At 46.0% G+C, this 24,055-nt stretch carries 23 protein-coding genes and 1 pseudogene; 21 read left to right on the top strand and 3 right to left on the bottom strand.

Annotated features, from left to right (window positions below):
• Window positions 1-51 precede the first annotated feature (51 nt).
• The 3 genes from ACO9K6_RS12055 to ACO9K6_RS12045 are packed head-to-tail and all read left to right on the top strand — an operon-like array spanning window position 52 to window position 4,306.
• Entirely contained in the window at window positions 52-2,184 is a 2,133-nt protein-coding gene (locus ACO9K6_RS12055; RefSeq protein ID WP_424767816.1) for a BglG family transcription antiterminator, read from the top strand.
• Window positions 2,181-4,022, top strand: coding sequence for a PTS sugar transporter subunit IIA (locus tag ACO9K6_RS12050; protein WP_424767815.1), 1,842 nt, complete (start codon window positions 2,181-2,183; stop codon window positions 4,020-4,022). Before ACO9K6_RS12055 ends, ACO9K6_RS12050 begins: the two co-directional genes overlap by 4 nt.
• Window positions 4,023-4,048: 26 nt before the next feature.
• Window positions 4,049-4,306, top strand: coding sequence for an HPr family phosphocarrier protein (locus tag ACO9K6_RS12045; protein ID WP_424767814.1), 258 nt, complete (start codon window positions 4,049-4,051; stop codon window positions 4,304-4,306).
• A gap of 44 nt (window positions 4,307-4,350) precedes the next feature.
• On the opposite strand, the gene ACO9K6_RS12040 is transcribed toward ACO9K6_RS12045, so the two are convergent.
• Window positions 4,351-4,557, bottom strand: a complete 207-nt coding sequence (locus ACO9K6_RS12040) for a DUF1657 domain-containing protein (RefSeq protein ID WP_424767813.1) — start codon at window positions 4,555-4,557, stop codon at window positions 4,351-4,353.
• 288 nt (window positions 4,558-4,845) lie between these two features.
• Here ACO9K6_RS12040 and ACO9K6_RS12035 point away from each other — a divergent pair, with 288 nt between their 5' ends.
• The 4 genes from ACO9K6_RS12035 to spoVAE are packed head-to-tail and all read left to right on the top strand — an operon-like array spanning window position 4,846 to window position 7,573.
• The gene (locus ACO9K6_RS12035; RefSeq protein WP_424767812.1) at window positions 4,846-5,706 is read left to right on the top strand and encodes a DUF421 domain-containing protein; all 861 of its coding nucleotides are present in this window, start codon (window positions 4,846-4,848) and stop codon (window positions 5,704-5,706) included.
• A gap of 15 nt (window positions 5,707-5,721) precedes the next feature.
• On the top strand, window positions 5,722-6,201 hold the full coding sequence (gene spoVAC / locus ACO9K6_RS12030; RefSeq protein WP_424767811.1) for a stage V sporulation protein AC: 480 nt from the start codon (window positions 5,722-5,724) through the stop codon (window positions 6,199-6,201).
• A 5-nt stretch (window positions 6,202-6,206) separates the two neighbouring features.
• On the top strand, window positions 6,207-7,226 hold the full coding sequence (gene spoVAD / locus ACO9K6_RS12025) for a stage V sporulation protein AD (protein WP_424767810.1): 1,020 nt from the start codon (window positions 6,207-6,209) through the stop codon (window positions 7,224-7,226).
• Window positions 7,223-7,573: a stage V sporulation protein AE gene (spoVAE, locus tag ACO9K6_RS12020; protein ID WP_424767809.1), complete on the top strand. Its 351-nt coding sequence runs from the start codon at window positions 7,223-7,225 to the stop codon at window positions 7,571-7,573. The genes spoVAD and spoVAE overlap by 4 nt, the downstream gene beginning before the upstream one ends.
• Window positions 7,574-7,585: 12 nt before the next feature.
• Here the strand turns inward: spoVAE and ACO9K6_RS12015 are convergent, their stop codons facing one another.
• Entirely contained in the window at window positions 7,586-8,458 is an 873-nt protein-coding gene (locus tag ACO9K6_RS12015; RefSeq protein WP_424767808.1) for an AraC family transcriptional regulator, read from the bottom strand.
• A 116-nt stretch (window positions 8,459-8,574) separates the two neighbouring features.
• Here ACO9K6_RS12015 and ACO9K6_RS12010 point away from each other — a divergent pair, with 116 nt between their 5' ends.
• The 12 genes and pseudogenes from ACO9K6_RS12010 to ACO9K6_RS11955 all read left to right on the top strand — a co-directional run bounded on the left by ACO9K6_RS12010 (window position 8,575) and on the right by ACO9K6_RS11955 (window position 21,108).
• Window positions 8,575-11,046 (top strand): beta-mannosidase, encoded by a 2,472-nt coding sequence (locus tag ACO9K6_RS12010; protein ID WP_424767807.1) that lies wholly within the window; start codon window positions 8,575-8,577, stop codon window positions 11,044-11,046.
• Window positions 11,047-11,180: 134 nt separating this feature from the next.
• On the top strand, window positions 11,181-12,923 hold the full coding sequence (locus ACO9K6_RS12005) for a sensor histidine kinase (RefSeq protein WP_424767806.1): 1,743 nt from the start codon (window positions 11,181-11,183) through the stop codon (window positions 12,921-12,923).
• Entirely contained in the window at window positions 12,916-14,514 is a 1,599-nt protein-coding gene (locus ACO9K6_RS12000; protein ID WP_424767805.1) for a response regulator, read from the top strand. The genes ACO9K6_RS12005 and ACO9K6_RS12000 overlap by 8 nt, the downstream gene beginning before the upstream one ends.
• Window positions 14,515-14,692: 178 nt before the next feature.
• Window positions 14,693-16,042 carry an extracellular solute-binding protein gene (locus tag ACO9K6_RS11995; RefSeq protein WP_424767804.1) on the top strand — a complete coding sequence of 450 codons (1,350 nt, stop codon included), beginning with the start codon at window positions 14,693-14,695 and terminating at the stop codon, window positions 16,040-16,042.
• A 70-nt stretch (window positions 16,043-16,112) separates the two neighbouring features.
• Window positions 16,113-17,003 (top strand): carbohydrate ABC transporter permease, encoded by an 891-nt coding sequence (locus tag ACO9K6_RS11990; RefSeq protein ID WP_424767803.1) that lies wholly within the window; start codon window positions 16,113-16,115, stop codon window positions 17,001-17,003.
• Window positions 16,993-17,832 carry a carbohydrate ABC transporter permease gene (locus ACO9K6_RS11985; RefSeq protein WP_424767802.1) on the top strand — a complete coding sequence of 280 codons (840 nt, stop codon included), beginning with the start codon at window positions 16,993-16,995 and terminating at the stop codon, window positions 17,830-17,832. Before ACO9K6_RS11990 ends, ACO9K6_RS11985 begins: the two co-directional genes overlap by 11 nt.
• 272 nt (window positions 17,833-18,104) lie before the next feature.
• A pseudogene (locus ACO9K6_RS11980) lies at window positions 18,105-18,194 on the top strand (DsrE/DsrF/DrsH-like family protein); the annotation flags it as partial.
• Between the two features lie 16 nt (window positions 18,195-18,210).
• On the top strand, window positions 18,211-18,597 hold the full coding sequence (locus tag ACO9K6_RS11975; protein WP_424767801.1) for a rhodanese-like domain-containing protein: 387 nt from the start codon (window positions 18,211-18,213) through the stop codon (window positions 18,595-18,597).
• A gap of 30 nt (window positions 18,598-18,627) precedes the next feature.
• Complete coding sequence (locus ACO9K6_RS11970) at window positions 18,628-19,302, top strand: hypothetical protein (protein ID WP_424767800.1); 675 nt, start codon at window positions 18,628-18,630, stop codon at window positions 19,300-19,302.
• A complete protein-coding gene (locus tag ACO9K6_RS11965) occupies window positions 19,299-19,856 on the top strand; it encodes a redoxin domain-containing protein (RefSeq protein ID WP_424767799.1) in 558 nt (185 codons plus the stop codon). The genes ACO9K6_RS11970 and ACO9K6_RS11965 overlap by 4 nt, the downstream gene beginning before the upstream one ends.
• A gap of 261 nt (window positions 19,857-20,117) precedes the next feature.
• Window positions 20,118-20,384 (top strand): metal-sensitive transcriptional regulator, encoded by a 267-nt coding sequence (locus tag ACO9K6_RS11960; RefSeq protein ID WP_424767916.1) that lies wholly within the window; start codon window positions 20,118-20,120, stop codon window positions 20,382-20,384.
• 85 nt (window positions 20,385-20,469) lie between these two features.
• Window positions 20,470-21,108, top strand: coding sequence for a ThuA domain-containing protein (locus ACO9K6_RS11955; protein WP_424767798.1), 639 nt, complete (start codon window positions 20,470-20,472; stop codon window positions 21,106-21,108).
• A gap of 36 nt (window positions 21,109-21,144) precedes the next feature.
• Here ACO9K6_RS11955 and ACO9K6_RS11950 read toward each other — a convergent pair whose 3' ends face one another.
• On the bottom strand, window positions 21,145-21,318 hold the full coding sequence (locus tag ACO9K6_RS11950) for a hypothetical protein (RefSeq protein ID WP_424767797.1): 174 nt from the start codon (window positions 21,316-21,318) through the stop codon (window positions 21,145-21,147).
• 391 nt (window positions 21,319-21,709) lie between these two features.
• Here ACO9K6_RS11950 and ACO9K6_RS11945 point away from each other — a divergent pair, with 391 nt between their 5' ends.
• Both ACO9K6_RS11945 and ACO9K6_RS11940 read left to right on the top strand, forming a co-directional pair.
• Window positions 21,710-22,495 carry an arylamine N-acetyltransferase family protein gene (locus ACO9K6_RS11945; RefSeq protein WP_424767796.1) on the top strand — a complete coding sequence of 262 codons (786 nt, stop codon included), beginning with the start codon at window positions 21,710-21,712 and terminating at the stop codon, window positions 22,493-22,495.
• Between the two features lie 73 nt (window positions 22,496-22,568).
• Entirely contained in the window at window positions 22,569-23,597 is a 1,029-nt protein-coding gene (locus tag ACO9K6_RS11940) for an HD-GYP domain-containing protein (RefSeq protein ID WP_424767795.1), read from the top strand.
• Window positions 23,598-24,055: the final 458 nt, after the last annotated feature.

Genomic DNA, 24,055 nt, shown 5'->3' with positions numbered 1-24,055 from the left:
TGTAAAGTGGATTTATAATGAAGCTAATTCAAGAAATGGCGGTGGTGTGTCGTGACGGGGCCGAGCTCAGCATTCAATGCCAGGCAGAAGCAAATCTTAGCGCTCCTCCTGCAGTCTGCCTATCCGTTAACTTTAAAGGTCATGTCCGAGGAGATCAGGCTGAGTATACGTACCATTCAAAGGGAATTGGAAGGGATAAGCGAGCAGCTTGTCCCTTTTGAGCTAACTTTTGTCAAGAAAACCGGTGTTGGTTTAAGTATAGAGGGAAGCGAGACGGCGAAAAAACAGCTGCAGCATCTGCTGTCCGTCAGCTCGGCTCCAAAAATTTTCTCCCAGGAGGAGCGCAGGCATCTTCTTATCCAGATGCTGCTCTTCAAGCGGGAATGGACGAAGCTCTATTATTTCAGCAGAAAGCTCGAAGTGACGGAAGCGACGATCAGCAACGACTTGGACAAGTTGGAGTCTTGGTTCGAGAAGCATCGTATTCAATTAGTGAGAAAGCCGGGTATAGGCGTATGTATCGAGGCTGATGAGAAAAGCATTCGCGGCGCGATTATCGAACATGTGTACCAGCATTTCTCGCAGGAGCAGCTCATGGATATTTTATCCTCCTACTCTTACTCGTTCGGGCACCAGCGCAAGCTGGAGCTTTCGATTCGCAATCAGCTGCTGCATTTCATCGACCCTGCGATTATCAATCAAATTGAAAATATCGTGCTGCGAAGTGAAGCGCGGCGAGGCTACGAAATGACTGATAGCGCTTACGTGGGTTTTGTTGTGCATATCGCGCTGGCCGTTCAGCGGATCAAGAGTGGTGAGCGCATTGCGATGGATGCCGAAGCGCTGCGTAAGCTGCAGCCGACCCGTGAATTCAAATGGGCGCGGCAAATGGCGGAAGAGCTGAGCACTCAGCTGGATATTATGATTCCTGAGGATGAAATGGGATACATTACGATGCATCTTCTCGGCGCCAAAGGAAAACGACTGCTTCTATCTGAAGATAAGCAGGGCAGCGAATCAAGTGCGGAGTTTTATATCCATCGACTCGTCCGCATTATGGAGAATGAGCTTAAGATTACGTTTGATAATGATCAATCTCTGCATGAGGCGCTGCTTGTGCATCTGGAGGCGGCGATAAACCGGATTCTTCTTCATATGAAAATCCGCAATCCGCTGCTGGATCACATACGCGAGACGTATCCGGATATTTATAGGGCAGCGCGCAAGGCGTCGCTTTACTTGCAGGAGGAGCTTCAAGCGCAAGTGCCTGAAGAGGAGACCGGTTATCTGGCGATGCATTTCGGCGCAGCTATCATGCGTGCCAAAACGAATACGCCGCAGCGCTTTCGAGTGCTGCTGGCGTGCAGCAGCGGCATGGGAACCTCGAAGCTGCTTGCCGCGCAAATTGAGAGGAATTTTCCATATATTCATATCGTAGATACGATATCATTGCTCCAGCTGGAGACAGCGCTGCGCAGAGAGGGGCCAATTGACCTCATCCTGTCGACCGTGCAGTTCGAGCACGAGAGGCATCGCGTTGTGGTCGTCAATTCCTTCCTGAAGCAGGAGGATATTGACCTTATTAACATGCATTTGTACAGTTTGCCGCTCATTGGCGGCTTGGTTCAGGAAGAATACATCGAAATCGAGGACACCGTAATGACCGTGAACCGTTATGGCGAGGGCGTTATACAGCTGACTAATCATATGTTTTTTGCTGAAGGGCTCGAGGCTTTCACCAAGCCTGAGGTTATCAGGCAAGCGGCAGCCTTGGCTGCTCAGAAGGTGCCTGCTGTTATCGAGAACCAATTAGCAAATGATCTGCTGCAAAGGGAAGAGCTTGGCGGTATTGTGCTGGAAGCAAGCGGTCTATCGATGCTGCATTGCAAAAGTGAAGCCGTGCCGGTGCTGATGGTGGGTGTGCTAAGGTTTATGAAGCCCGTGCCCTGGATCAGCGCAGGCAAAGACACAATGGTGCAAACGGTGCTGCTGCTGCTGGCTCCGCGATCGGCTCCGAAAGAGCATCTCAGGACCATCGGAGAAATTAGCGCGATGCTTATTGAAGATGATTTCGTGGATAAGCTTGTTAGACAGGAGTTTCCTTTCCTTCAGAAGGAATTGAAATCGGTCATCAGCCAAGGCTATATGAACAAGACAGGCTCTTTCTTCTGGGGAAAACGATGAATCGGATTAATCGTATTGGCAGATTTATGAGCAACCTCGTGTTTCAAAATATAGCGGGATTAATCGTGCTGGGCTTGATCCGGGTACTGTTCAGTGAGCGCGGATGGTTTCCTATACCAGCGATTGACCAAATTTTAGATCCGACTCTGAAGTATTATTTGCCGATTCTGTTCGCCTTTACGGGTGGTCGAATGATCGGCGCGCACCGCGGCGGCGTTATCGCTTCCTTTGTCATGATGGGGATGATTGCGGGAAATACATCGGAGTATAGCATGCTGATGCCGGCCATGGTCATTGGTCCTTTAGTGGGTTATTTAATTGCACGAACGGATCGGTGGCTTGCAGACCGCATTCCAATCGGCCTTGAATTGTTATGCTATAACTTTGCTGCAGGCTTAATCGGTGCTGCACTAGCGTTAACTTGTTTTTTTATTGTGGCGGATTGGTTTGTCATCGGGATGCACGTTATTCATGTTGGCGCTGAGCTGGTGCTTGCCTCCAATTATTTGGCCTGGGTGGCTTTAGCCATTGAGCCCGGTAAAGTGTTATTCTTAAATAACATTATCAATCATGGTATTCTTGAGCCGCTGGGCATTCAACAGACGAAAGAGATTGGACATTCGGTATTTTTCTTGCTGGAATCTAACCCGGGTCCCGGCTTCGGTCTCCTGCTTGCCTATTACTTGCTATTGAAAGGGAAAGAGAAGGATAATGCCCGGTCTTCTCTACTCATTCAAGGCATTGGCGGCATACATGAGGTGTACTTTCCATATGCGCTGATGAAGCCGGCCCTTATTATACCGTTGATTGCGGCAGGGCTGACAGGCAACTGGGTGTTCCAGCTGCTGCAAGCCAGTCTCGTCGCCACCCCTTCTCCAGGAAGCATCTTCTTGCTTATGATCATGGCGCCGAAAGGGATGCAAATACCGGTGTTATGCGGCGTGCTGTCATCTGCGCTTATCAGTTTCTTAGGCTGTTATTTTATCCTTAGAAGACAGCAATCGGTGCTTGTGCCGGTCAGCGATGCCATCGTGTTTCAAAATACGCCTGAGGGTGATATTCAATTGACTCAAAAGCCACGATCTCAAATGATACGAAAAATATACTTTGCCTGCGATGCGGGTATGGGCTCCAGCGCGATGGGTGCTGCCTTGCTGCGCAAAAAGCTGAAGCAGGCGGGTCTTCCTGTCGAGGTTGACAATTGCTCGGTCGATGATATTCCGCAGGATGCCGACATGGTGATTTCGCAGCTGCAGCTGACGGACCGGGCAAGAAATGCGACGCCATGGCTGCAGCATTTGTCGATCAATACGTTCACGGACGCCGACTTCTATGATGAGCTGATACTTCAACTGAAAGGGATGGAGCTGAACGGTCATTCGCAGGAGCAGGAGAGCGGTGGAAGCGGGGAGCTGTTCACCGCGGAGCATGTTCGGATTGGAGCTCAGGCTGACGATAAATGGCAAGCCGTGAGACAGGTTGGGGAATTGTTGGTCGGCTTGGGCCTTGTTAGGCATACTTATATTGCTTCGATGATCGAACGGGAGAAGATGCTATCAACCCTGATCGGCAACGGGGTGGCCATTCCTCATGGAGTAGATTTCCCGAAGGATGCGATCATTCGAACAGGCATTGTTATTGTTCAATATCCAGACGGAATAATTTTCGATAATGGACAAAAGGCTTTTTTGCTTATTGCGGTGGTCAGTGCCGATCAGCAGGGAGAGCTTATGTCCCGCGTCGCATTTATGATCGAGAATAAGGAAATGGTAAAAGTACTGGTTCAAGCCGGGACAGAAGATGAGGTCGTACGGATCGTTCGTTTATATTTACAGTAACAAAGGAAATGGAAGGAGGGATCGGTATGTTCATTTGCGAGGTCATCATTGAATGTCAATCCGGTCTCCATGCCCGTCCCGCCAAGCTGCTGGCGCTTGCCGCGCAGCAGTTCAGCGCAGACATCATGATTCAGTTCGGCGAACGTCAAGCCCTGGGTAAAAGCATTATCAGCTTGCTGCAGCTGGGAGCTCCAAAAGGCAGCCTCCTGCGGATCAGCGCAGAGGGCGCAGACGAGGTTGAAGCTGCCAAAACGCTGGGTGAAATGATTAAAACATTCGATTGAAAGTTCGAACAGCCATGCACAATTAATGCATGGCTGTTCGTTTGCTAAAACCCTTTATATTGAGGTTCTTGATTTTCTAACTCTTGAACCCGACTTTCCACTTGGTCAAGAATTTGCTGCGTTTGTTGTGCGGCACTTGTGAATAGCGATTTTGCATCTTGATTTTCTGTTTCTAATGCAAATTGTTCGAGGCTTGCTTGAGCGCCTTTTAGTGAAGCGACACATGTTTTAACTTGAGATGCTACCGTCATGTATTTCACCTCCTCCAAATGTATACCGAACATAATTTAACACATGACAAAGATAAATATGCATAACATCAATATTTTAATATGTAACCGTTTTACACCCGCATTCAGTTCCTCCAAATCAAATACTCATACATAAACACCTCAAACGATTGCCATTTCAACAAAAAACAAATTTCCTTGAACATCCCTTTTGTGGTAAACGAATGTTCGTTTTATTATTTTGATTATGACACATAATCTACATGTGCTGATGGGTTGAGATATTCTTTTGAGAAGGAGGGCTCGAATGTGCCGGAATGGCTTGAAGTGGTCTTACGTACTTTGTTTTCCGTGATCGTACTTTTTGCGGTAACCAAAATGTTGGGGAAACGGCAAATTTCTCAGCTTTCACTGTTCGAATACATTACGGGGATTACAATTGGCAGCTTAGCCGCGTATATTTCCTTAGAAATAGACTCCACATGGTATTTAGGGGTTATTTCATTAGTGGTATGGGCTGGTATTTCCTTAGGTATTGAGTTATTACAACTGAAAAGCAAAAAGGCGAGGGATTTGATTGACGGAACCTCAACGGTATTAATTAAAGACGGCAAAGTAATGGAAGATAATTTGAAAAAAGAACGGCTCACAAATGAAGATTTATTGGAGGAGCTGCGTAGTAAAAATATTTTTAAAATAGCGGATGTCGAATTTGCTATTATCGAAACTGATGGCCGATTTAATGTGCTGCCCACAAGAGAAAATCAACCGATGACTCCAAAGCATTATGGTATCAAAGTGTCACCTGAACAAGAACCGCAAACCGTCATTTTAGACGGCAGGATTATGGATGAGCCGCTCGCTACCATCGGATTAAACCGATCATGGCTAAATGTGGAGTTAGAGAAGCTGGGTGTTGCAGTGGAAAATGTATATGTTGGTCAAGTCGACGCTTATAAACAATTATATGTGGATTTGTTTGATGACCAGCTGATCGTGCCAGTTCCGCAGAAGAAGGCAACCTTATACACCACGTTGAAGAAGTGTGAAGCGGATTTAGAGTTGTTTGGTTTAACGACCAATAATAAGCAGGCAAAAAAGATGTACGAACAATGTGCAAATCATCTGCAGAACATAATTACCGAGTTGAAGCCGATCTTACATCGCTGAAGGAGGTAAACACTCATGGCAAATAAGAAGAAAAAATTAACGCCAGTTCAACAAGAATACCAAGAATTCGCCAAAAAAAGGGAACCGAAAAGAACGGTTTTCAAAAATTGTTTTAGAGCGTTTATTGCCGGGGGAACAATATGTATTGTGGGTCAAGCCATTCAGGAAATGTTTGTCCATTGGGCTGGCTTCACCGAGAAAAAAGCAAGTAATCCGACAGTTGCCGTATTGATTATTATTTCGATCATTCTAACCAGTCTGGGTGTTTACGACAAAATCGCACAGTGGGCTGGGGCGGGTACTGCTGTTCCGGTCACCGGATTCGCCAACTCTATGGCCTCAGCAGCGTTAGAGCATCGAAGTGAAGGATTGGTTCTTGGCGTAGGGGGGAAAATGTTTGAAATTGCGGGTCCTGTTATTGTTTTTGGGACAGTTGCGGCATTTTTTGTCGGCATCTTCCATTGGATATTTAATCCTGCTGCAGTAGGAGGATAATGGCTATGCTAAAAGGTCATCAAAGTTGGATTTTTGAAAACCAACCTACATTGCTTGGAGCAGCAACTGTCGTGGGCCCCTTTGAAGGGCAAGGTCCGCTCGCTGACGATTTTGATATTATTCATGGTGATTTAAGATTAGGACAGGATAGTTGGGAAAAATCAGAAAAAACACTGTTGGAGGAAGCGACCAAGCTTGCCGTCGAAAATGCGGGATTAACGAAAGAAAAAATTAATTTTTATCTCGGCGGTGATTTGATGAATCAAATCATTAGCACCAGCTTTGCGGCTAGAACCTTATCCATTCCCTATATCGGTATGTTTGGTGCATGCTCTACGTCAATGGAAAGCTTGGCAGTAGCGGCTAACCTGGTTAATTCTGGTTCGGCCAAATATACACTTGCAAGTGCATCGAGTCATAACTCATCTGTAGAGAAGCAGTTTCGATACCCTACCGAATACGGCTCCCAGAAACCCCCTACCGCACAATTTACGGTGACGGGAGCAGGGGCCGGTGTCGTTTCACAGAAAGGTGAAGGCCCTTATATCACTTCGGCTACCATCGGTCGGGTTATTGATATGGGTCTGACGGACCCGTTCAACATGGGGGCGGCTATGGCGCCTGCCGCAGTTGATACGATTGAGGCTCATCTGCGTGATTTGCAAATTGAGCCAGGTTACTATGATTTGATTATAACGGGAGATCTATCCAAAGTAGGGTATGAAATTGCTGCGGATTTATTTAAAAAACATAAAATACCTATGCAGCAAACGGAGTATAAGGACTGCGGCATGATGATTTATAACTATGAAAAGCAAATGGTTCAGGCAGGAGCGAGCGGCTGTGGATGCTCTGCTGTAGTTACTTATGGACATTTATTGAAAAAAGTGCGAAATAAAGAGCTAAACCGTATTTTAGTAGTGGCTACTGGAGCATTATTATCACCATTGACTTTTCAGCAAGGAGAAAGCATTCCCTGCATCGCGCATGCAGTATCGATCGAAAGCGGGGGGAAACCAATATGATTTTTTTCTGGGCCTTTGTGATCGGTGGAGCAATTTGTGTGATTGGACAAATTTGCTTTGATATATTCAAGCTTGATCCTGCACATACTATGGTATTGCTTGTCGTTGCCGGAGCGATTGCAGATGGAGTAGGTCTTTACGATCCATTCATTGAATTTGCAGGAGCGGGTGCCTCTGTACCCATAACAAGCTTTGGCAATGCGCTTGTTCACGGTGCCTTGACGGAATTGAAGAAAGATGGCGGAATTGGTATTATCACGGGTATTTTTAAAGTAACCAGCGCAGGCATTTCCGCTGCCATTATTTTCTCCTTTTTGGCATCTCTCTTGGTAAAGCCAAAAGGATAATCATGATTCGCACTAATTGGAAAGACTTTTCCGGTAATCGCCGGGCGTTACTCCCTTGTACTTCTGAAACGCTTTGAACATCGTTTTGGCCGATCCGTAGCCAACCTCATAGGCAATATCGGAAACCGTCATCTCGCTGGAGGAGAGAAGGGAGCAGGCATGACGGATACGAATGTCGTGAAGAAGGCCGACGAAGCTTTTGCCGGCATGCCTCTTGATTTGTTCGCTCAAGTAGGTTGGATTGAAATGAAACGACTCGGCGAGTCCGGATAACGTCAACTGCTCACGGTATTGAAGGTGGATATGTCGGATAACCTTCCAGATTGCACCAGGCATATCCCCTTTCTCTTTTAAGCCAATGTTAGGCCGATGATATTCTGTACGCAGCCGGTCCACTCGAATGAGCGTTTCGATGAGCTTCGTCCGCAGATAGGCATTTCGCAAGCTTTGATCCCCGTTGAATTCCTCAAGCATTTCTTGCAAAATCCGTCCAATAACTTCTGCTTTAGAAGTGGAGAGCTGAAAGAAGGTCGGACGTTCGTCATCTTCGCTGAGCAGCAAATCCTTGAAGCTGGTGCCATATTCTTGACTGCCGGATAGCAGCTCGATGCTGAACATGCAGTTATATAGACGGAGCGGCGACCCTGCATTCGCACGAATCTCATGAAACTGAAAAGGCAAAATCAGCGACAACGTACCGGGTTCCATTGGATGAGACACCCCGTTAATCGTCTCGGTGCCATGGCCCTCAATAACGAGGGATATTTCCAGAAAATCATGCCGATGCGCAGGATAAGAATGGTCGACGCGATGAATATCGATGATGAAAGGTAAGGAAGGACGCAGCCTCGGATATTCTGTGAAGTAATAAGGATAAATCGTCATACGTCATCTCCTCCCGAAAAATAGAGACTAGTTGCCGATAAACGGTTATGATTTTCGGCTGGTTTCATTTTAACATGAAGCTATTGCTTAAGATATAGGGAGATGAACTAAAGGCGATGACGATTACTATAGATTTAAACGGCAGTTGGCTGATGAAGCAAACGACAGAACGGGACTGGATTGAAGCGGTTGTGCCCGGCTCGGTATATGCCGATTTGCTGCGGGCGGGAAAGATGGAGGATCCTTTCTATCGTGACAATGAAGATGCGGGACTTGCGTTATCTAATTACGATTATGAATATACGAGAACATTTCAGGTAGATCGTCATATCCTTTCCGGTGATCAGGTTTTGCTGCGCTGCGAGGGCCTCGATACGCTTGCTCACATCAAATTGAATGGGCAAACTGTCGCGAAAACAGATAACATGCACCGGACCTATGAATTCGACGCGAAGCCGTATCTGGTAGAAGGAGAGAACGAGATTACGATCGTTTTCGCTTCCTCTACGCAATATATTCTCGAGAAGGACAAGGAGAGCCCGATTTATGGCATGCCTGATGCCGTACCTGGTTTCCCTTACCTGCGTAAGGTACACTCCATGTTCGGCTGGGACTGGGGTCCGCAGCTGCCGGATGCGGGTATTTGGCGCAGCATCTCCATCGTCTCTCATCGTGACGCACGACTGGAGGATGTATTCATCGCGCAGGAGCACAGCGAGGGACAGGTTGTAGTAAGCGTTGATATTGAAGCGCACCTATGGGCGGACCAAAATATAAAGGCAGAGCTGACGTTAAAGGGGACAGACGGAGAAACAACGATATATGAAGGCTATGGTTCGTTGTCCTATAATAAAACGTCCATCCGCTTCGACATCAATGTAGCCGATCCGGAGCTATGGTGGCCGAATGGCTTCGGTAAGCAGCCGCTCTATCGCTTAGAAGTGCGTCTAACCAAAGCCGACAAGACACTTGAAAGCAAGCAATATATGATCGGTCTGCGGACGCTCGGCATTAAGCGTGAGAAGGATCAGTGGGGAGAAAGCTTCGCGTTCGAAGTGAACGGCGTTCAAATCTTTGCGCAAGGAGCGAACTATATTCCTGAGGATAATATCCTCTCCCGGGTGTCTATCGAACAGACGGAGCGGTTAATCCTTGACTGCATCGAAGCTAATTTCAACTGTATCCGGATTTGGGGCGGAGGGTTCTACCCTGGCAACGATTTTTACGATCTTTGCGATAAATATGGCTTAATAGTATGGCAGGATTTATTGTTTGCCTGCGCCGTCTACGAAATGAATGACGAATTCACGGAAAATATCCGCGAGGAAGCGATTGATAACGTGAAACGTCTTCGTCATCATGCAAGTCTCGCGCTCTGGTGCGGCAACAACGAAATGGAGTGGGGCTGGGAGGAATGGGATTTCGAAAAGGTTCCTAGACTTCGCGCGGATTACATCAAGCAATTTGAAGTGGTTCTTAAGGATGTTGTTAAGAAGTATGATCCGCAGCGGTTTTATTGGCCGTCGTCTCCTTCATCGGGGGGCAGCTTCGATAAGCCGAATAACGAGAATTATGGCGATGTGCACTATTGGGAAGTATGGCACAGCTTGAAGCCTTTCACCGATTACCGCAACTATTATTTCCGGTTTTGCTCGGAATTCGGTTTTCAGTCGTTCCCTGATATTAAGACGGTTCATTCTTATACGCTGCCAGAGGACCGGAATATTTTCTCCCATGTGATGGAGAAGCATCAGAAGAACGGTGCGGCTAACGGTAAAATTTTGTATTACTTGTCCGAAAACTTTAAATATCCGAAGGATTTCGAATCGATGGTGTACGCAAGCCAGATTCTGCAGGCAGAAGCCGTCAAATACGGCGTTGAGCACTGGAGACGCAACCGCGGCCGCTGCATGGGCTCGATATACTGGCAGCTTAACGACTGTTGGCCGGTTGCGTCATGGGCGAGCATCGATTATTACGGCAGATGGAAGGCGCTCCACTATTTCACGAAACGCTTTTATGCGCCTGTTTTGCTCTCGGCATGCGAAGAAGGCACAACAGCATCGCTGCATGTGACAAATGAGACGATGTCTGAAGTTTGCGGCACGATTCAGTGGCGTCTGAGAGACCAAGCGAGCCTGATTGTAAAGGAAGGACAGACGGACATTGCCGTTGATCCACTGACGGCGAAGCAGGGCGTCGCGCTTGATTTCAACGAGGAATTAAGCGGTGCAAACATAAGAAGCACCTATCTGGAATATGCGCTGTATGTGGAAGGCAAGGAAATCAGCGGCGGCACGGTGCTGTTCACAAAAGCGAAGCATTTCGACTTCCTGAATCCAGAAATCAGCATAGAGGTTAAGGAGTCAGAGGAATCGTTCTCGATCGTACTGCATGCGCAGGCTTATGCCAAATATGTTGGGCTGCAGCTGTCTGAAGCAGACGGCAAATTCAGCGACAACTACTTTGATTTGTCTGCCGGCCATGCGGTTGAGGTGCGGCTGGACAAGGCAAGCTTATCCGAGCCGCTCACTTTGGAGCAGCTGCAAAAGCAGCTTAAAGTAACGAGCTTGTACGATCTGGCTTAAAAAATAGTATAAACGGAAGGGCTGCATGATGAGCAGCCCTTTTGTGCATTTCATTTATCCAGCAATCGGGTCTTGTGTTTATTCCTGAATTAGGATAATAATCAGAATAATCTATGAGGTTGGCGGTGCATGAAGTGATACGAAATCGATTTGTCAGTCTTCGTTCCAAAATAATGGTTTTTTCAATCCTTCTTACGGTATTTCCCTTACTGGTTGTAAGCAGCTTTTCGTTTGTGGAGTCAACCAAGCTGATTCGAAGTCAAGTGATTGACCTGAACCTCGTCAGCGCCAAACAAATTTCGAATAACCTTGAGTTTATCGTGAATGACGTGGAGACTGTTTCGTTAAATCTCATTCAAAACAGCGGGCTGAATGCGTATCTGTCCTCATCGAATCCTGCCTACAAGCAGAATCGTCAATTGCAGATGCTCAGCCTTCTGAACGATCAAACGTTTAACAAGCGATATATTTATTCCATATACATTCAGGATACAACCGGTACGGAAATCGAAAACCGCGGTGCCTTAAACACGATCGATATTGACCGCGTCGAACAGGCGAAAAGGCTTAACGGCAAACCGCTGTGGTATTTCAACTCGATTATGGTTGGGAACAAGCACTTGAACGTCATCTCTATGATTAGGGAGATTAATGATATGAATAACATCGGCCGGACGCTGGGCTACATGAAAATCAATGTACTGGAAAGCAGCATTAGCGAGCTTTACCGGACGGAGCTGAAGGACAAAAGCGCCTTCTACTTGATTGATGAGGACCAAACGATTTTGTCCACGGTATCTGAAGATCAAGCAGGAGGAAAGCTGCGGCAGTCCTTTCAGTACGCGAAAATGGCAAGCAGGCAGGAAGGCTATTTTAATACACAAATCGGCGAGCGCGATTATTTGGCTGTTTTTTATCATATGGACAGGCAAGGCTGGGGAATTATTGAGTTAACTCCCTATGAGCTTATTACGAAACCGGGTGAGGTGATCAAGAGAGTCACCATTTATTCAATTATAGTGAGCTTAATCATCTGCTTGGGGTTCATTATGCTGTTTGTCTCCAGGGTGCTGCAGCCGCTCAAGCAAATTCGCGTTCTCATGAAAAATGTGGAGAATGAAAACTTCAATACGGAAATGAAGGTACAAGGGAACGATGAAATTACGCTCCTGGCGCGCAGCTTTAATAAAATGTCGCAAAAGCTGGATGAAACCATCAATGAGGTGCATGTGTCCAAAATTAAGCAAAAGGAAGCGGAATTAAAAGCGCTGGAGGAACAAATCAATCCTCATTTTCTATATAATACGCTGGATTTGATCTATTGGATGAGCAGGATGGAGAAGGCCTTTGAGACCTCAAAAATGATTAATGCGCTGTCCCGGTTGTTCCGGATCGGTCTGAACAGCGGAAGCGGGTTCACTACAGTAGCGAGAGAGGTAGACCACCTTCAAAGCTACCTGGTCATTCAGCAAAAAAGATATCAGGAAACGATTTCGTTCACCTTCGACGTCGCGCCGGAAACGCTTGACTGCAAGGTGACCAAAATTATTTTGCAGCCTCTTGTCGAGAACGCCATCAGTCACGGTATTGAGCAAAATGGCGGGAGCGGACGCATAGATATCCGCATTTACAAGGAAGAGGACGATCTGATCTATGTCATCAGCGATGACGGAGCAGGGGCCGATGAACAGGTTATTCTTGGTTTGCTGAACATGATAGGTGAAGATAATAAGGGTCTTGGATTGAAAAATATTAATGACCGCATCAAATTGAATTTCGGGAGCCGCTACGGCATCGAGTTTCATAGCTCACCTGAGGCGGGAGCAACCGTATTGGTGAGACAACCCTTCATAAAAGGAATGGATCCAAATGTTTAAAGTAATGCTAGTGGATGACGAAATGATCGTCCGGCAGGGGATTATGACCTCGATTGATTGGGCAGAGCATGGCATTGAAATTGCTTCTGAAGCGAAGAACGGCAAAGAAGCCTTAGAGAAATTGAAAAACGAAAAGGTCGATTTAGTCGTAACGGATATCCGCATGCCGGTGATGACCGGCATTGAGCTGGCAAGGCTGATCAAGACGGAAATGCCGGAAATCGAGGTTGTGATGCTGAGCGGCTACGAAGACTTTCATTACGCCAAGGAAGCCATGTCCATCGGCATCAAGGAGTATTTGCTGAAGCCGATCATGGCGGATAAGCTCGTAGAGACGATTGCCCAAATTCGGGATCAACAGCAGGAAAAGCGCTCCGTGCAGGAAAATGAATCGATTCGAAATCAAATTTTCAACGAGAATATACCCTTTATTAAGTCAAAGCTGATGAACAGTCTGATTAATAAAAAATCGGATACGAATGAAAGCATCGACAAAGCCAAAACGTTAAAGGTTGATCTGAGCGGACCGGCCTATCACATTTTTGTGATCGATATCGATGACTTTTTATTATTTACCGAGCGTTCCTCCCAGAAAGAGAAGGACGCCTATAAGTTTGCTGTTTTGAATATTGCCGAAGAGACGCTCATATCCTGCTTGCCGGGGTTCGTTTGCTACGGGGATATGGATAAGATGATCGGGCTGATCAACGCGGAGAGGGACGCTTCAATCATCGGGGTATGTGAAGAAATACAGTTCAATATTCAGAAATATTTAAAGCTGTCTGTCACGATTGGGATCGGAAGGCCAAGCTTGAATATTTTAGAAATCGACAGAGCCTATGCCGAGGCAGCCTTGGCCGTTCAACAGAAAGCCTTTCAAGGCAAAGGCAAGATCATTATGTTCAACAAGGAACAGGAGCAGCTTCTGTCCTCTGGAAATTCCGTTATTTTTTTTACGGATGAAGAAAAGGAGCTCATTCATCATTTGAAGACATTAAATACCGATGGCGTCCGGGAAATGATGAATAAATATTTCGTTTGTTTCACCGCTGAAAATTTGAGCTTCAATAAAATAAAAGGGCTTTGCATCCGGTTAATTACTTCCGTTACCCAGACGATCGAGGAGATGGGGATCAGTGCGGAGCAGCTGCTGGGGACTGGATTTATTCCTCATGTTGAGGTTGAAAAATATGAAGTGCTGACGGACTTGATCACGTGGATCAATGAAATGATGGAAGGGATTCTCGCGCTCATTCAAGAAAACTCGAATCACAATGCGAGGAAGATCGTTAAGGAAGCCATTCTGTACGTTTCCAAGCACTATGACAAGGAAATCAGCTTGACCGAGGTGGCTGATCACGTGTATGTAACGCCCGCCCATTTCAGCAAAGTATTCAAACAGGAAATGGGAGTAACCTTTATTAAATGGTTGAATCAGTACCGCGTGGAGGAAGCTAAAAAGCTATTGAAAAACACCTGGCTGAAAACCTATGAAATCGCTGAAAAGGTAGGTTATCAGGATTATAAATATTTTTCGATCATTTTTAAAAAGCATACAGGCTGCTCTCCAAGAGATTTCCGCAACCAATAGTGTGTCCCGATATGCCGGCCGTAGGCCGGTTTTTTGGCTTTAAAAAGGAGGAAAAGGACAAGAGCATAAATTCCTCTATATTTTAACTAAAATACTACCTGTTTTTAGAGAGTGGAAATTGTGAAAATAGAAGACGAGGCAGAGCTTCAATATGAAACATAGGGGAGATAAAACAAACATGAAAAGGTCAATAAAGCTTCTGACAACGTTGCTTATCGGCGCAACTATCGTAGTTTCCGGCTGTGGCAATAATTCCTCGGCACCAAGCTCCGGCTCGGGTGGCAATACAGGAAACAGTGAAGCACCACAAATCAAACTGACGCTTACGGATTCATGGACGACAACCTCTACGCAAGCAGTAGATATCGTTCACAGAAAGTTGATCGAACAATTTAAAAGTGAAAATCCTAATGTAGAAATTTCCGAGGATATTCTGGATAACGCATCATTAAAAACGAAAATTAAAACATTGGCAGCCGGCAACAGTCTGCCTGACGTGTTTATGCTTCTTGGCTCGGATGCTAAGATGCTATTGGAAAATAAGAGAATCATGCCGCTTGACGACATATTGGCTCAGGACGAAGAGTGGAAAAACGGATTTATTCCTGCTGCGTTCAGCGATTTCATGATCGACGGCCAATTGACAGGCGCGCCTATGCAAATGACATCGACTTCGATCGTTTATTACAACGCAAACATATTGAAGCAAGCGGGTTATGAGACTTTCCCGGCTACTTGGGACGAATTCATCGACGCCCTCAAAAAAATTAAAGAACTAGGCTATACGCCGATTTCGATGGGCAACAAGGATCAATGGGTTGCCGGCTCCGGCCTGCTTAGCCCGCTTGGCGACCGCTTTACAGGAACAGAATGGTTCAACAGCATTCGCGATAAGCAAGGCGCGAAATTTACAGATCCGGAATTTGTAGGTACGCTTACAGCGATCAAAGAGCTTTCAAATTTGGGAGCATTCAACTCCGATATCAACAGCCTTGACAATTCGCAGCAAAGAACGGCTTATTACAACGGCAAAGCAGCCATGTTTATTGAAGGCGGCTGGGCGGTATCGTCCTTGGTAACGGACGCGCCTAAAGAAGTATTGGATCAAACGCACCTTGCTGTTCTTCCAGTTGTTAACGGAGGAAAAGGAGAAGCTAACGCAACCTCCGGCGGCTCCGGCTGGGCGATCGCTTTGAATGCTGAGCTGGAGGGCGAGAAGCTCGAAGCGGCGCTCAAGCTTGTGAAGCTGCTAACGGGTGAGCAAGCCGCGAATATGAAGGCTGAGCTGGGAGACTCGTCCGGTACGGCTGCGACGGATTACGACAAGAGCAAATCGTCTCCGCTGTTTGAAGAATATTTGCAGCTTCTGTCTTCTGTGGAAATGACGCCGGTTTATGACATTCAGCTGTCGCCGGAAATCATTCAAACGATGAACAAAGGCCTGCAAGAGCTTCTCATTCCGGGAGATCACAAAACACCGGAGAAGCTGGCGGAAGAAATCCAGGAAGCTTACGAGAATGCACTATAAATAAAGCTTATGTCTCTCCGGAAGCCGTAAGGCTCCGGAGAGATTTACTTAAAGAGGAGGGCGGATTGACTTGGAGAGAAAACTGCCTAAACCAAGCGGCATAACGATTTTTGGTTTTATGCTGCCAGGAATATTGATCAACTTGTTTATTATTATCATTCCGTTAATACTCGCTATCAATTTTAGCTTTTATAATTGGTCGGGCGGTATTACGAAGGAATTCATCGGACTGAAAAATTATATTAATCTGCTCGGTGACGATAAATTTTGGCACTCCTTTAAAAACAATCTTGTCATTACCGGCTTCAGCATTATTGGCCAGCTGGGCTTCGCTTTTGTTATGGCGGTCATCCTTCAAGCCAAATGGGTGAAATTCAAGGAATTCCATAGAGTGGTCATCTTCCTGCCTGTCGTGCTTCCAGCGGTCGTGGTCGGTTTTGTATGGACACTCATTTATAACAAGGACTACGGTTTATTGAATCAGTTCTTGTCGGCGGCCGGACTTGAAACTTGGATCCGTCCTTGGCTGGACGATCCGGGCATCGTGCTATATTCCGTTACCGCACCGATCGTATGGCAGTTTATCGGCCTGTATTTGATTATCTTTATGTCAGCTATTCAAAATATTTCGACAGAAATTTATGAGGTTGCGGAAATCGACGGTGCGACTGGTTTAAGAAAAGCGCTGTATATTACACTTCCAATGCTGTCCGATACGATTAAGGTCGCATTGATGTTATGTATTGCCGGAAATATGAAAATTTTCGATAACATTTTCGTTATGACCGGAGGCGGGCCTGGAGAAAGCTCCACTGTTATGGCTCAATATGCGTATAACGTTTCCTTTGGACAATTTAAGCTAGGCTATGGAAGCGCGGTATCCATTGGCATGATTGTGATCAGCCTTATTCTCATCCTCATAGTCCGGAGAGTAATGGGGGGACGTTCCAATGAAAATTAGCAGAGGTATTTCGAGTGTTTTTACATCCGCTTTTAATATATTGCTATTGGTTTTTTCGATTCTGTGCGTTTTTCCAATTGTATGGATTCTTTATTCTTCTTTAAAATCACATCAGGAATTCAGCTTAAACATTCTCTCTTTCCCAACGAATTTTCATTTTGAAAATTATGTTGAAGTATTTTGGAACGCGAAGCTGTATCAATACTTTTTAAACAGCGTGTTTTTGGCGGTCGTCGCTACGTTTCTTACGATCGTTATCGGATTTATTACGGGCTATTTTCTGGCGAGGTTTTCATTTAAGGGTCGTAATCTCCTCTATATGCTGTCTCTGTTCGGGATGCTTATTCCGGTTTACGGCTTGCTGGTTCCCGTATTTATCGAGTATAGATATGTCGGATTTTTGGACAACCGGTTCTCGCTCGTATTACCTGCGGTTACCTTTGCGCTGCCGCTTGTCGTATTCTTGATTGAAAGCTTTATTAAGAGCGTCCCGATTGAGGTTGAAGAAGCTTCTTATGTGGATGGCACGAACATTTTCTCTTCACTGGCGCTTATCGTATATCCTTTGTGCCGCCCGATTATTGCGACTTGTATCATTTTGAGCTTTTTAAATATATGGAATGAGTTTCCGTTCTCCTTGGTGCTGATCAACAGTCAGGAATTAAAAACGCTGCCTGTCGGTCTAACCAACTTCGTAGGGCAGTATACAGTTAATTACCCGCAGCTCATGTCGGGTATCAATGTTGCCGTTTTGCCTGTCATTCTGATCTACTTGTCCATGCACAAACGGATTATCGAAGGCATGGTAGCAGGAGCCGTGAAAGGTTAAGAGGTTAGGATGGTAGTAAGACGCGAAAACTACGTCCAAATGAATGAGTTTCAGTGGAAATAAGCAATACAAGCTGGCGGGCATACGCTAAAGCCGGGCGAGATTCAGGTTATGTAACCTGTATCTGCCCGGTTTTTTTTCATATCGGTGAGCGTACCTGTCCAAATGATTAGAACGCGCTTGTAAGCATACGTGTTGACAACTGGATCTATTCCGGATATTATTATACCTATAGGGGTATGCGTATAAAAGGATGTTAAACGATTGATACGCAGGAAGAACTAATTGACGGCTTGGAGTACGCTGGCGTTGCCACCTATTTGGGAGATGCAGCCAACGCTAAAGTGAATCTTTTTATTTAAGGACTGGTGAACCACTATGGATAACGGTACAATCATTAATATAGTTATTATTTTATTTTTAGGCTGGTTTGTTTATAGACGATTTGGTCCTGCGAAAGGTTTGCGGACACTGCGCGACAAGGAATTTCAGAATGAACTAAAAAATACGAGGGATTGGCTGTTGATCGACGTTCGGGAAACGCATGAGTATAAAAGCGGCTTCATTCCAGGCGCGCGCAACATTCCTTTATCCGTACTTCATGGGCGGCTGGATGAGATTCCGAAGGATCGTGAATTGTTTCTATACTGCAGAAGCGGGATGCGGAGCAAGAATGCTGCGCGTATACTTCATAAGCAAGGCTATACGAGGTTTGCCCATTTGCAGGGCGGTATCGGCGCCTGGAGCGGCAGTATTTCGAAATAAAGCTTCAGCCCCCTGGGTTAGGAGTTTACTATGCACACGTTGCAATTCGGTTCCCTTGTTCTTAATTTGGAGATTATGATTTATTTGCTCTGTATTATAGCAGGCGCGTTAGCCATTGGGATCAAGCTGAGAACACGGCCTGAACGGGCTAAAGCTGTGTCCGATTCGTTATATGCAGGAGGGCTGTGGCTTCTTGTGTGGAAGGGAAGCTTACTCCTCTTCGACCCTACCAGTGTTTTCGAAAATCCTTTCTCCTTGCTTTTTTTTAGCGGCGGGATGCGAGGAACTTGGCTGGCTGCCGCGGTTTCGGCTGGATTTATCGTCTACCGGACGCGGAAGAGCGGAAATGGGATGAAGGCGACGTCTGAGCGGCTCCTGCTTATGTTTTTCGCTTGGACTGCCGTATTTCATTTGCTGCAGCTGCTGCTATCGGACGATTTATCAGCGATTAATGCACTTGCGGCTCTATTATCAGTCGTGTTGCTTGCTTTTTTAATGCTTCCTTCCAAAGATATAGATTGGAATACGCTGGCTGCCTACGGTCTATGGTTCGGGCTCGGCAGAGCTAGCATTCCTTTTATAGATCTACATAGGGAGCGGCTGCTGCTGTCATTCAGCTCAGATCAGCTGATCTGGCTGCTATTCTCGATCGTCATGATTATCATTACAGCGGTCTTGGAGCAAAGGAGAGTGGGCAGCATATGAGAAAAAGTATGATTGGCGTCCTCATTCTGATCGCGATAATAGGTTACGGTCTGTATGACAGCAATAGGAGCAGCAGTCATTTGAAGAACGTGGAGCCTGCGAATGCCGCCAGGACGGAGACAGGCATCCAAAAGGGGCAGCGCGCGCCGGATTTTCAGCTTCGAAATATATCTGGGAACGCAATCAAGTTGTCCGATTACCGGGGGAAAACGGTTTTAGTTAATTTTTGGTTTTCCTCGTGCCTGGCTTGTAAGCTGGAAATGCCGTATTTGGAAGATATATGGCTTGAATATCAAGACAACGACGTTGTCATATTAGCCGTTAATTTAACGACGACTGAAAATAGGGAAGCCGATTTGGTAAGTTTTTCCGAAAAATACGAATTGACCTTCCCCATCGTCATGGATTTAGACGGTTCGGTGAAGCAAACGTATGAAGTAACAGCGTATCCGACGACTTATTTTATCGACCCGAGAGGGATCATTCAAGAAATATATCCTGGGGTAATGAATGACGACATGATCAAGCAGACGATAAAACGGATTAGCCGATGAAGGATTCAGCAGAAGGAGGGGACTGGCTCGAATTCGGCTCTAAGGGGCTTGAACGGCTCGGAACAACAGTAGAAACGGCGTCCCTCTGTGTTCCTTGCTTCCGATCGAGCGGCATTTGTAACAGGGTCTGAATTTGCTGTAAACGGTAGGTCCTTAATAGAAATTTAGAGGGTTGAATGGTAATTAGGATGGTTCGGAATGACCATTTTAAGTTATAATATACCCTTACAGGTATATCTTTAACGAAGGGCAGGGATCATGATGGAATACGAATATTCGAATGAAATGAAAACAAGGTTGAGAAAAATAGAAGGTCAAGTTCGCGGTGTTCTTCGTTTGATGGAGGAAGGGAAATCCTGCAAGGATGTCGTCAGTCAGCTGTCGGCAGTTCGAAATGCAGCGGACAAAGCGATGGCGCAAATCGTGGCTGAAAACCTCCAGCATTGCATCCTTGAGGATCAGGCGGCTGGAGGAGACGGCAGCAGGCTTGTGAAGGAAGCGGTCGAGCTGCTGGTCAAGAGCCGTTAAATTCTGTAATCAAATAAACTGAAAACTCTTGATATCCTCGTAATTCGGTTGGTCAACCCAGCTATTTAGGTTAGGAGTGATGGTGATGAAAATAGGCGTTATTTGCGATGATTACTGGCATCCGGGGAAGACGATTAAGGAAGGTCTGGAGCCGCTGAGCCAAGCGGGCTTTCAGTTTTCCTACATCGTGTGTGCTTCTGAATGGTCCCGCACCTGGATAGAACAGCAGGACGTCATCGTGCTTGCCAAATCGAATCAAGTCTCAGCATCTGATGAGACACCTTGGCTGACGGAGGAGATTCAGCGGGAATTTATCGACTACGTGGAGCAAGGAAAAGGGCTGTTAGTCCTGCATGCAGGATCGGTTGGGTACCGGAATGAACGCTCCATCTACGAGCTGGTCGGAGGCGTGTTCCAATCTCATCCGGAGTCTTGTTCAGTTACGTTGAATTATACGGATAAAGCGCGGGTGGGATTGTCAAATGCCAAGGACTTTACCGTCCATGACGAGCATTATTTCATGGAGGTTCTAGACGAGCGTATCCAAGTATTTATGACTTCAACGTCTGAGTATGGCATGCAGCCTGCCGGTTGGGTACGGGAGCAGGGAAAAGGAAGAGTATGCGTGCTGACGCCGGGGCATTTTCTGGAGGCGCTGCGGCATCCCGATTACCAGGCTGCGATTGAGGCCGCTCTCCGCTGGTGCGGAGGTAGGAAAGCATAAATAAGCGGGCTGCCGGTAGAAATCGGCAGCCCGCTTTTATTTCTCGTTAATCTCATCCAGTTCGGAATCATGATTATTAGCGGCAGATGTGATCTCCTGATCAAGCTTGCTTTCGCCCTGGATGTCTACAGCAGCTTGGATCTGCTGCTCTAATTGTCCTTCAATCTGCCCAATTCCGTGGGCTTCTTGCTGTTGTCTTTTGTTTACCATGTTCATTCCTCCGTCATGTTCACTCGCTCTTACGCTGCCTTATAAGATGTGCAGGACGAGGGGTTCTTATACATTCCTTGAATAGAATAGAAATTTGTCTTTGATGTAAGGCGCTCCGGACCAGGAATGGCTTCAATCTTATCTTCGGTTCGAACGGCATTTTTATTTTTAAGGTTTATTATATTTCGCAAAAGTGAGGTTAGCCTTTTAACCCGATCTTCGTTGAATTTAGGGATTTTGTAGTAGGCGTAGCATGATCCTGGGTTATGCCATTGTCTGTAAAAGAATTCGAGGCAATCAAAAAAAATAGCACAATAAACTTGAAAGCAAGGAATAGCGATGCCGCTTCCCGAATATATGGTTATCACTTATTAATGAAGGAAGCGATATGATGAATAATAGCCGCAATCATTTAAAACCTGAAGTGCGCGCCTATTTGGACCGCATCAACTATGACGGTCCGGTGGAAGTCAGCGCCGAATGTCTTGCTCGATTGCAGGAGTGCCATATCCACGCTGTTCCTTACGAGAACCTTGATATTTTGAAGGGCCGGCCTTTATCACTCGAAATTCAAGATCTGATACATAAAATCGTTATCCGAAGACGCGGCGGTTATTGCTTCGAGCTTAATGCGCTCTTTGGCTGGCTGCTGCGTGAGCTGGGTTACTCGGTCACAGACCTTGTGGCCCGCTTTTGGCGGGATGAAAGCAATCTTCCTCCGAAGCAGCGACATCATGTCTTAAAAGTAGAGGCAGAAGATGTCTTCTATTTGTGTGATGTGGGAGTAGGCGGAATTGTACCCCGTCGACCGATTAAAATGCTTGAAGGCCTGGCCCAGCAGCAAGGCGACGAAGGCTACCGTTTGGAGCGCGATCCTGATTATGGCTGGGTCTTATGCGAGCTCAATCATGGCGATTGGAGATGGCTCTATTCCTTCACCGAGGAAAAAAAACTGCCAAAGGATTTTATCATGGCCACCTTTTGGTGCGAAAACGCTCCAGACTCCATCTTTATCAATAATGCTATGCTCGCTATCCGTACGAGGGAGGGGCGCAATACGATTGCGGGAGAGCAGTTTCGTATTTTCACCTCTAACGGCGTACAAACCTTCATTCCGCAGTCCAAAGAGGAATACGACGAAGCTTTGTATACCTATTTCGGAATCGTGATAGAGTAACTTTATAGATGGAGATCAGGATTCGATTAGCACTTGACGGGATGGTCAGACAGAAGATAACGGGGGATATAAGATGAAATACGTAAGTATTGAGAGTGTAGAGCCAGGGCAATATCTTGGCAAATCGGTTTACTCTGGGAACGGGAGAGTGCTGCTGGCTGCTGGCGTACCACTCACCGTATATATGATTAATACGCTTAATCGTATCGGAGTGACGATGCTCTATATTCAAGATCCGACGTTTGACGATGTCAATACGGAGGATATATTAAGTGAAGCTACAAAGCAGGCGATACTTCATGAAATGAACAATGTCTTTGAAGCGATTCGTTCCGGAAAGGATTGGAGCTCGAAGAATATCGGGATAAGCGCTGGCCTAATTCTTGACGATGTCATAAGCAGCAGCGAGTTGCTTGTACAGCTGACCGATATTCGTACAAAGGATAATGCGCAATATGTGCATGCCATGAATGTATGTTTGATATCCATCGTAATTGGAATGAATATGGGCTTGAATCAAAGCCAATTAAAGGAGCTTGCGATCGGAGCGCTGCTCCATGACATTGGGAAAAATGGAGCGGAGGAGCATGATGACACTAGCATTGACATAAAGAAGCATCATACTTGGCGCGGCTTTGAGCTGTTGAAGTCCAAAAAAGAGTTCAGCCTGCTGATTGCTCATATCGCTCTGCAGCATCATGAGCAGAGCAACGGAAAAGGTATACCGCGCGCATTAACCGCATCGGAAATCCATTTGTTTGCCAAGATTGTAGCCGTAGCCAACAAATATGATAATTTAATCAACCACTTGGATGGAACCGGAAGACTTCCGCATGAAGCATGTGAAGATTTAATGGCCATGTCGGAGAAGCAACTTGAACATGCGATTCTTGTTCATTTTGTGAACATTATATCGGTTTATCCGAACGGAGTCACTGTAAGGCTCTCCACTAAAGAGACGGGTGTTGTTGTACGTCAGCATCGCGGTCTCCCTGGACGGCCAGTTGTGCGTGTCGTTCGTACAGAGGATGAGAAGCTCGATATTACGGAAGTTGATTTGGCTCAGCATACGACCGTATTTATAGAAGCGGTGCTGGCCTAATTGCAGTTGAAATAGGAAAGGAACGTATGAAACAGTGTTTATTATTCTGTTTGTGCTCGCAGGCATAGCAGAAATAGCAGATATAAGTGGATGATATCTCATCTGGTTATAACCAAGCGCTAATAAAAAAAGAGTGCTGCCTATTAGATTAAGAAGGCACTCTTCTGTTGTTTGGAGGTTATGACAATTTTATTAACCTATGTGGTTTGGAGAGTAATAAAATAACAGTTGCAATTAATATAGAATACATGGTATATTCTTATTCCGGCCGCAAAACAGAGGGTCGAAAGCAATTGAAGAATTCGGTGACATGAATTACCAGTAGACAAGATGCATCGAAGTAGGTTATATTGTACTTCCGGCTGAAACATAACCGGACACGAAAGAAAAGATTGCTCTTTGAAAACTGAACAACGAGTAAAACTGCCTCATGAATCCTAACGGATTGATGAAAAAGC

This window comes from Paenibacillus praedii, from assembly GCF_049725345.1.
Taxonomy (GTDB): domain Bacteria; phylum Bacillota; class Bacilli; order Paenibacillales; family Paenibacillaceae; genus Pristimantibacillus.
This window is presented reverse-complemented; position numbering and strand designations above follow the sequence as displayed.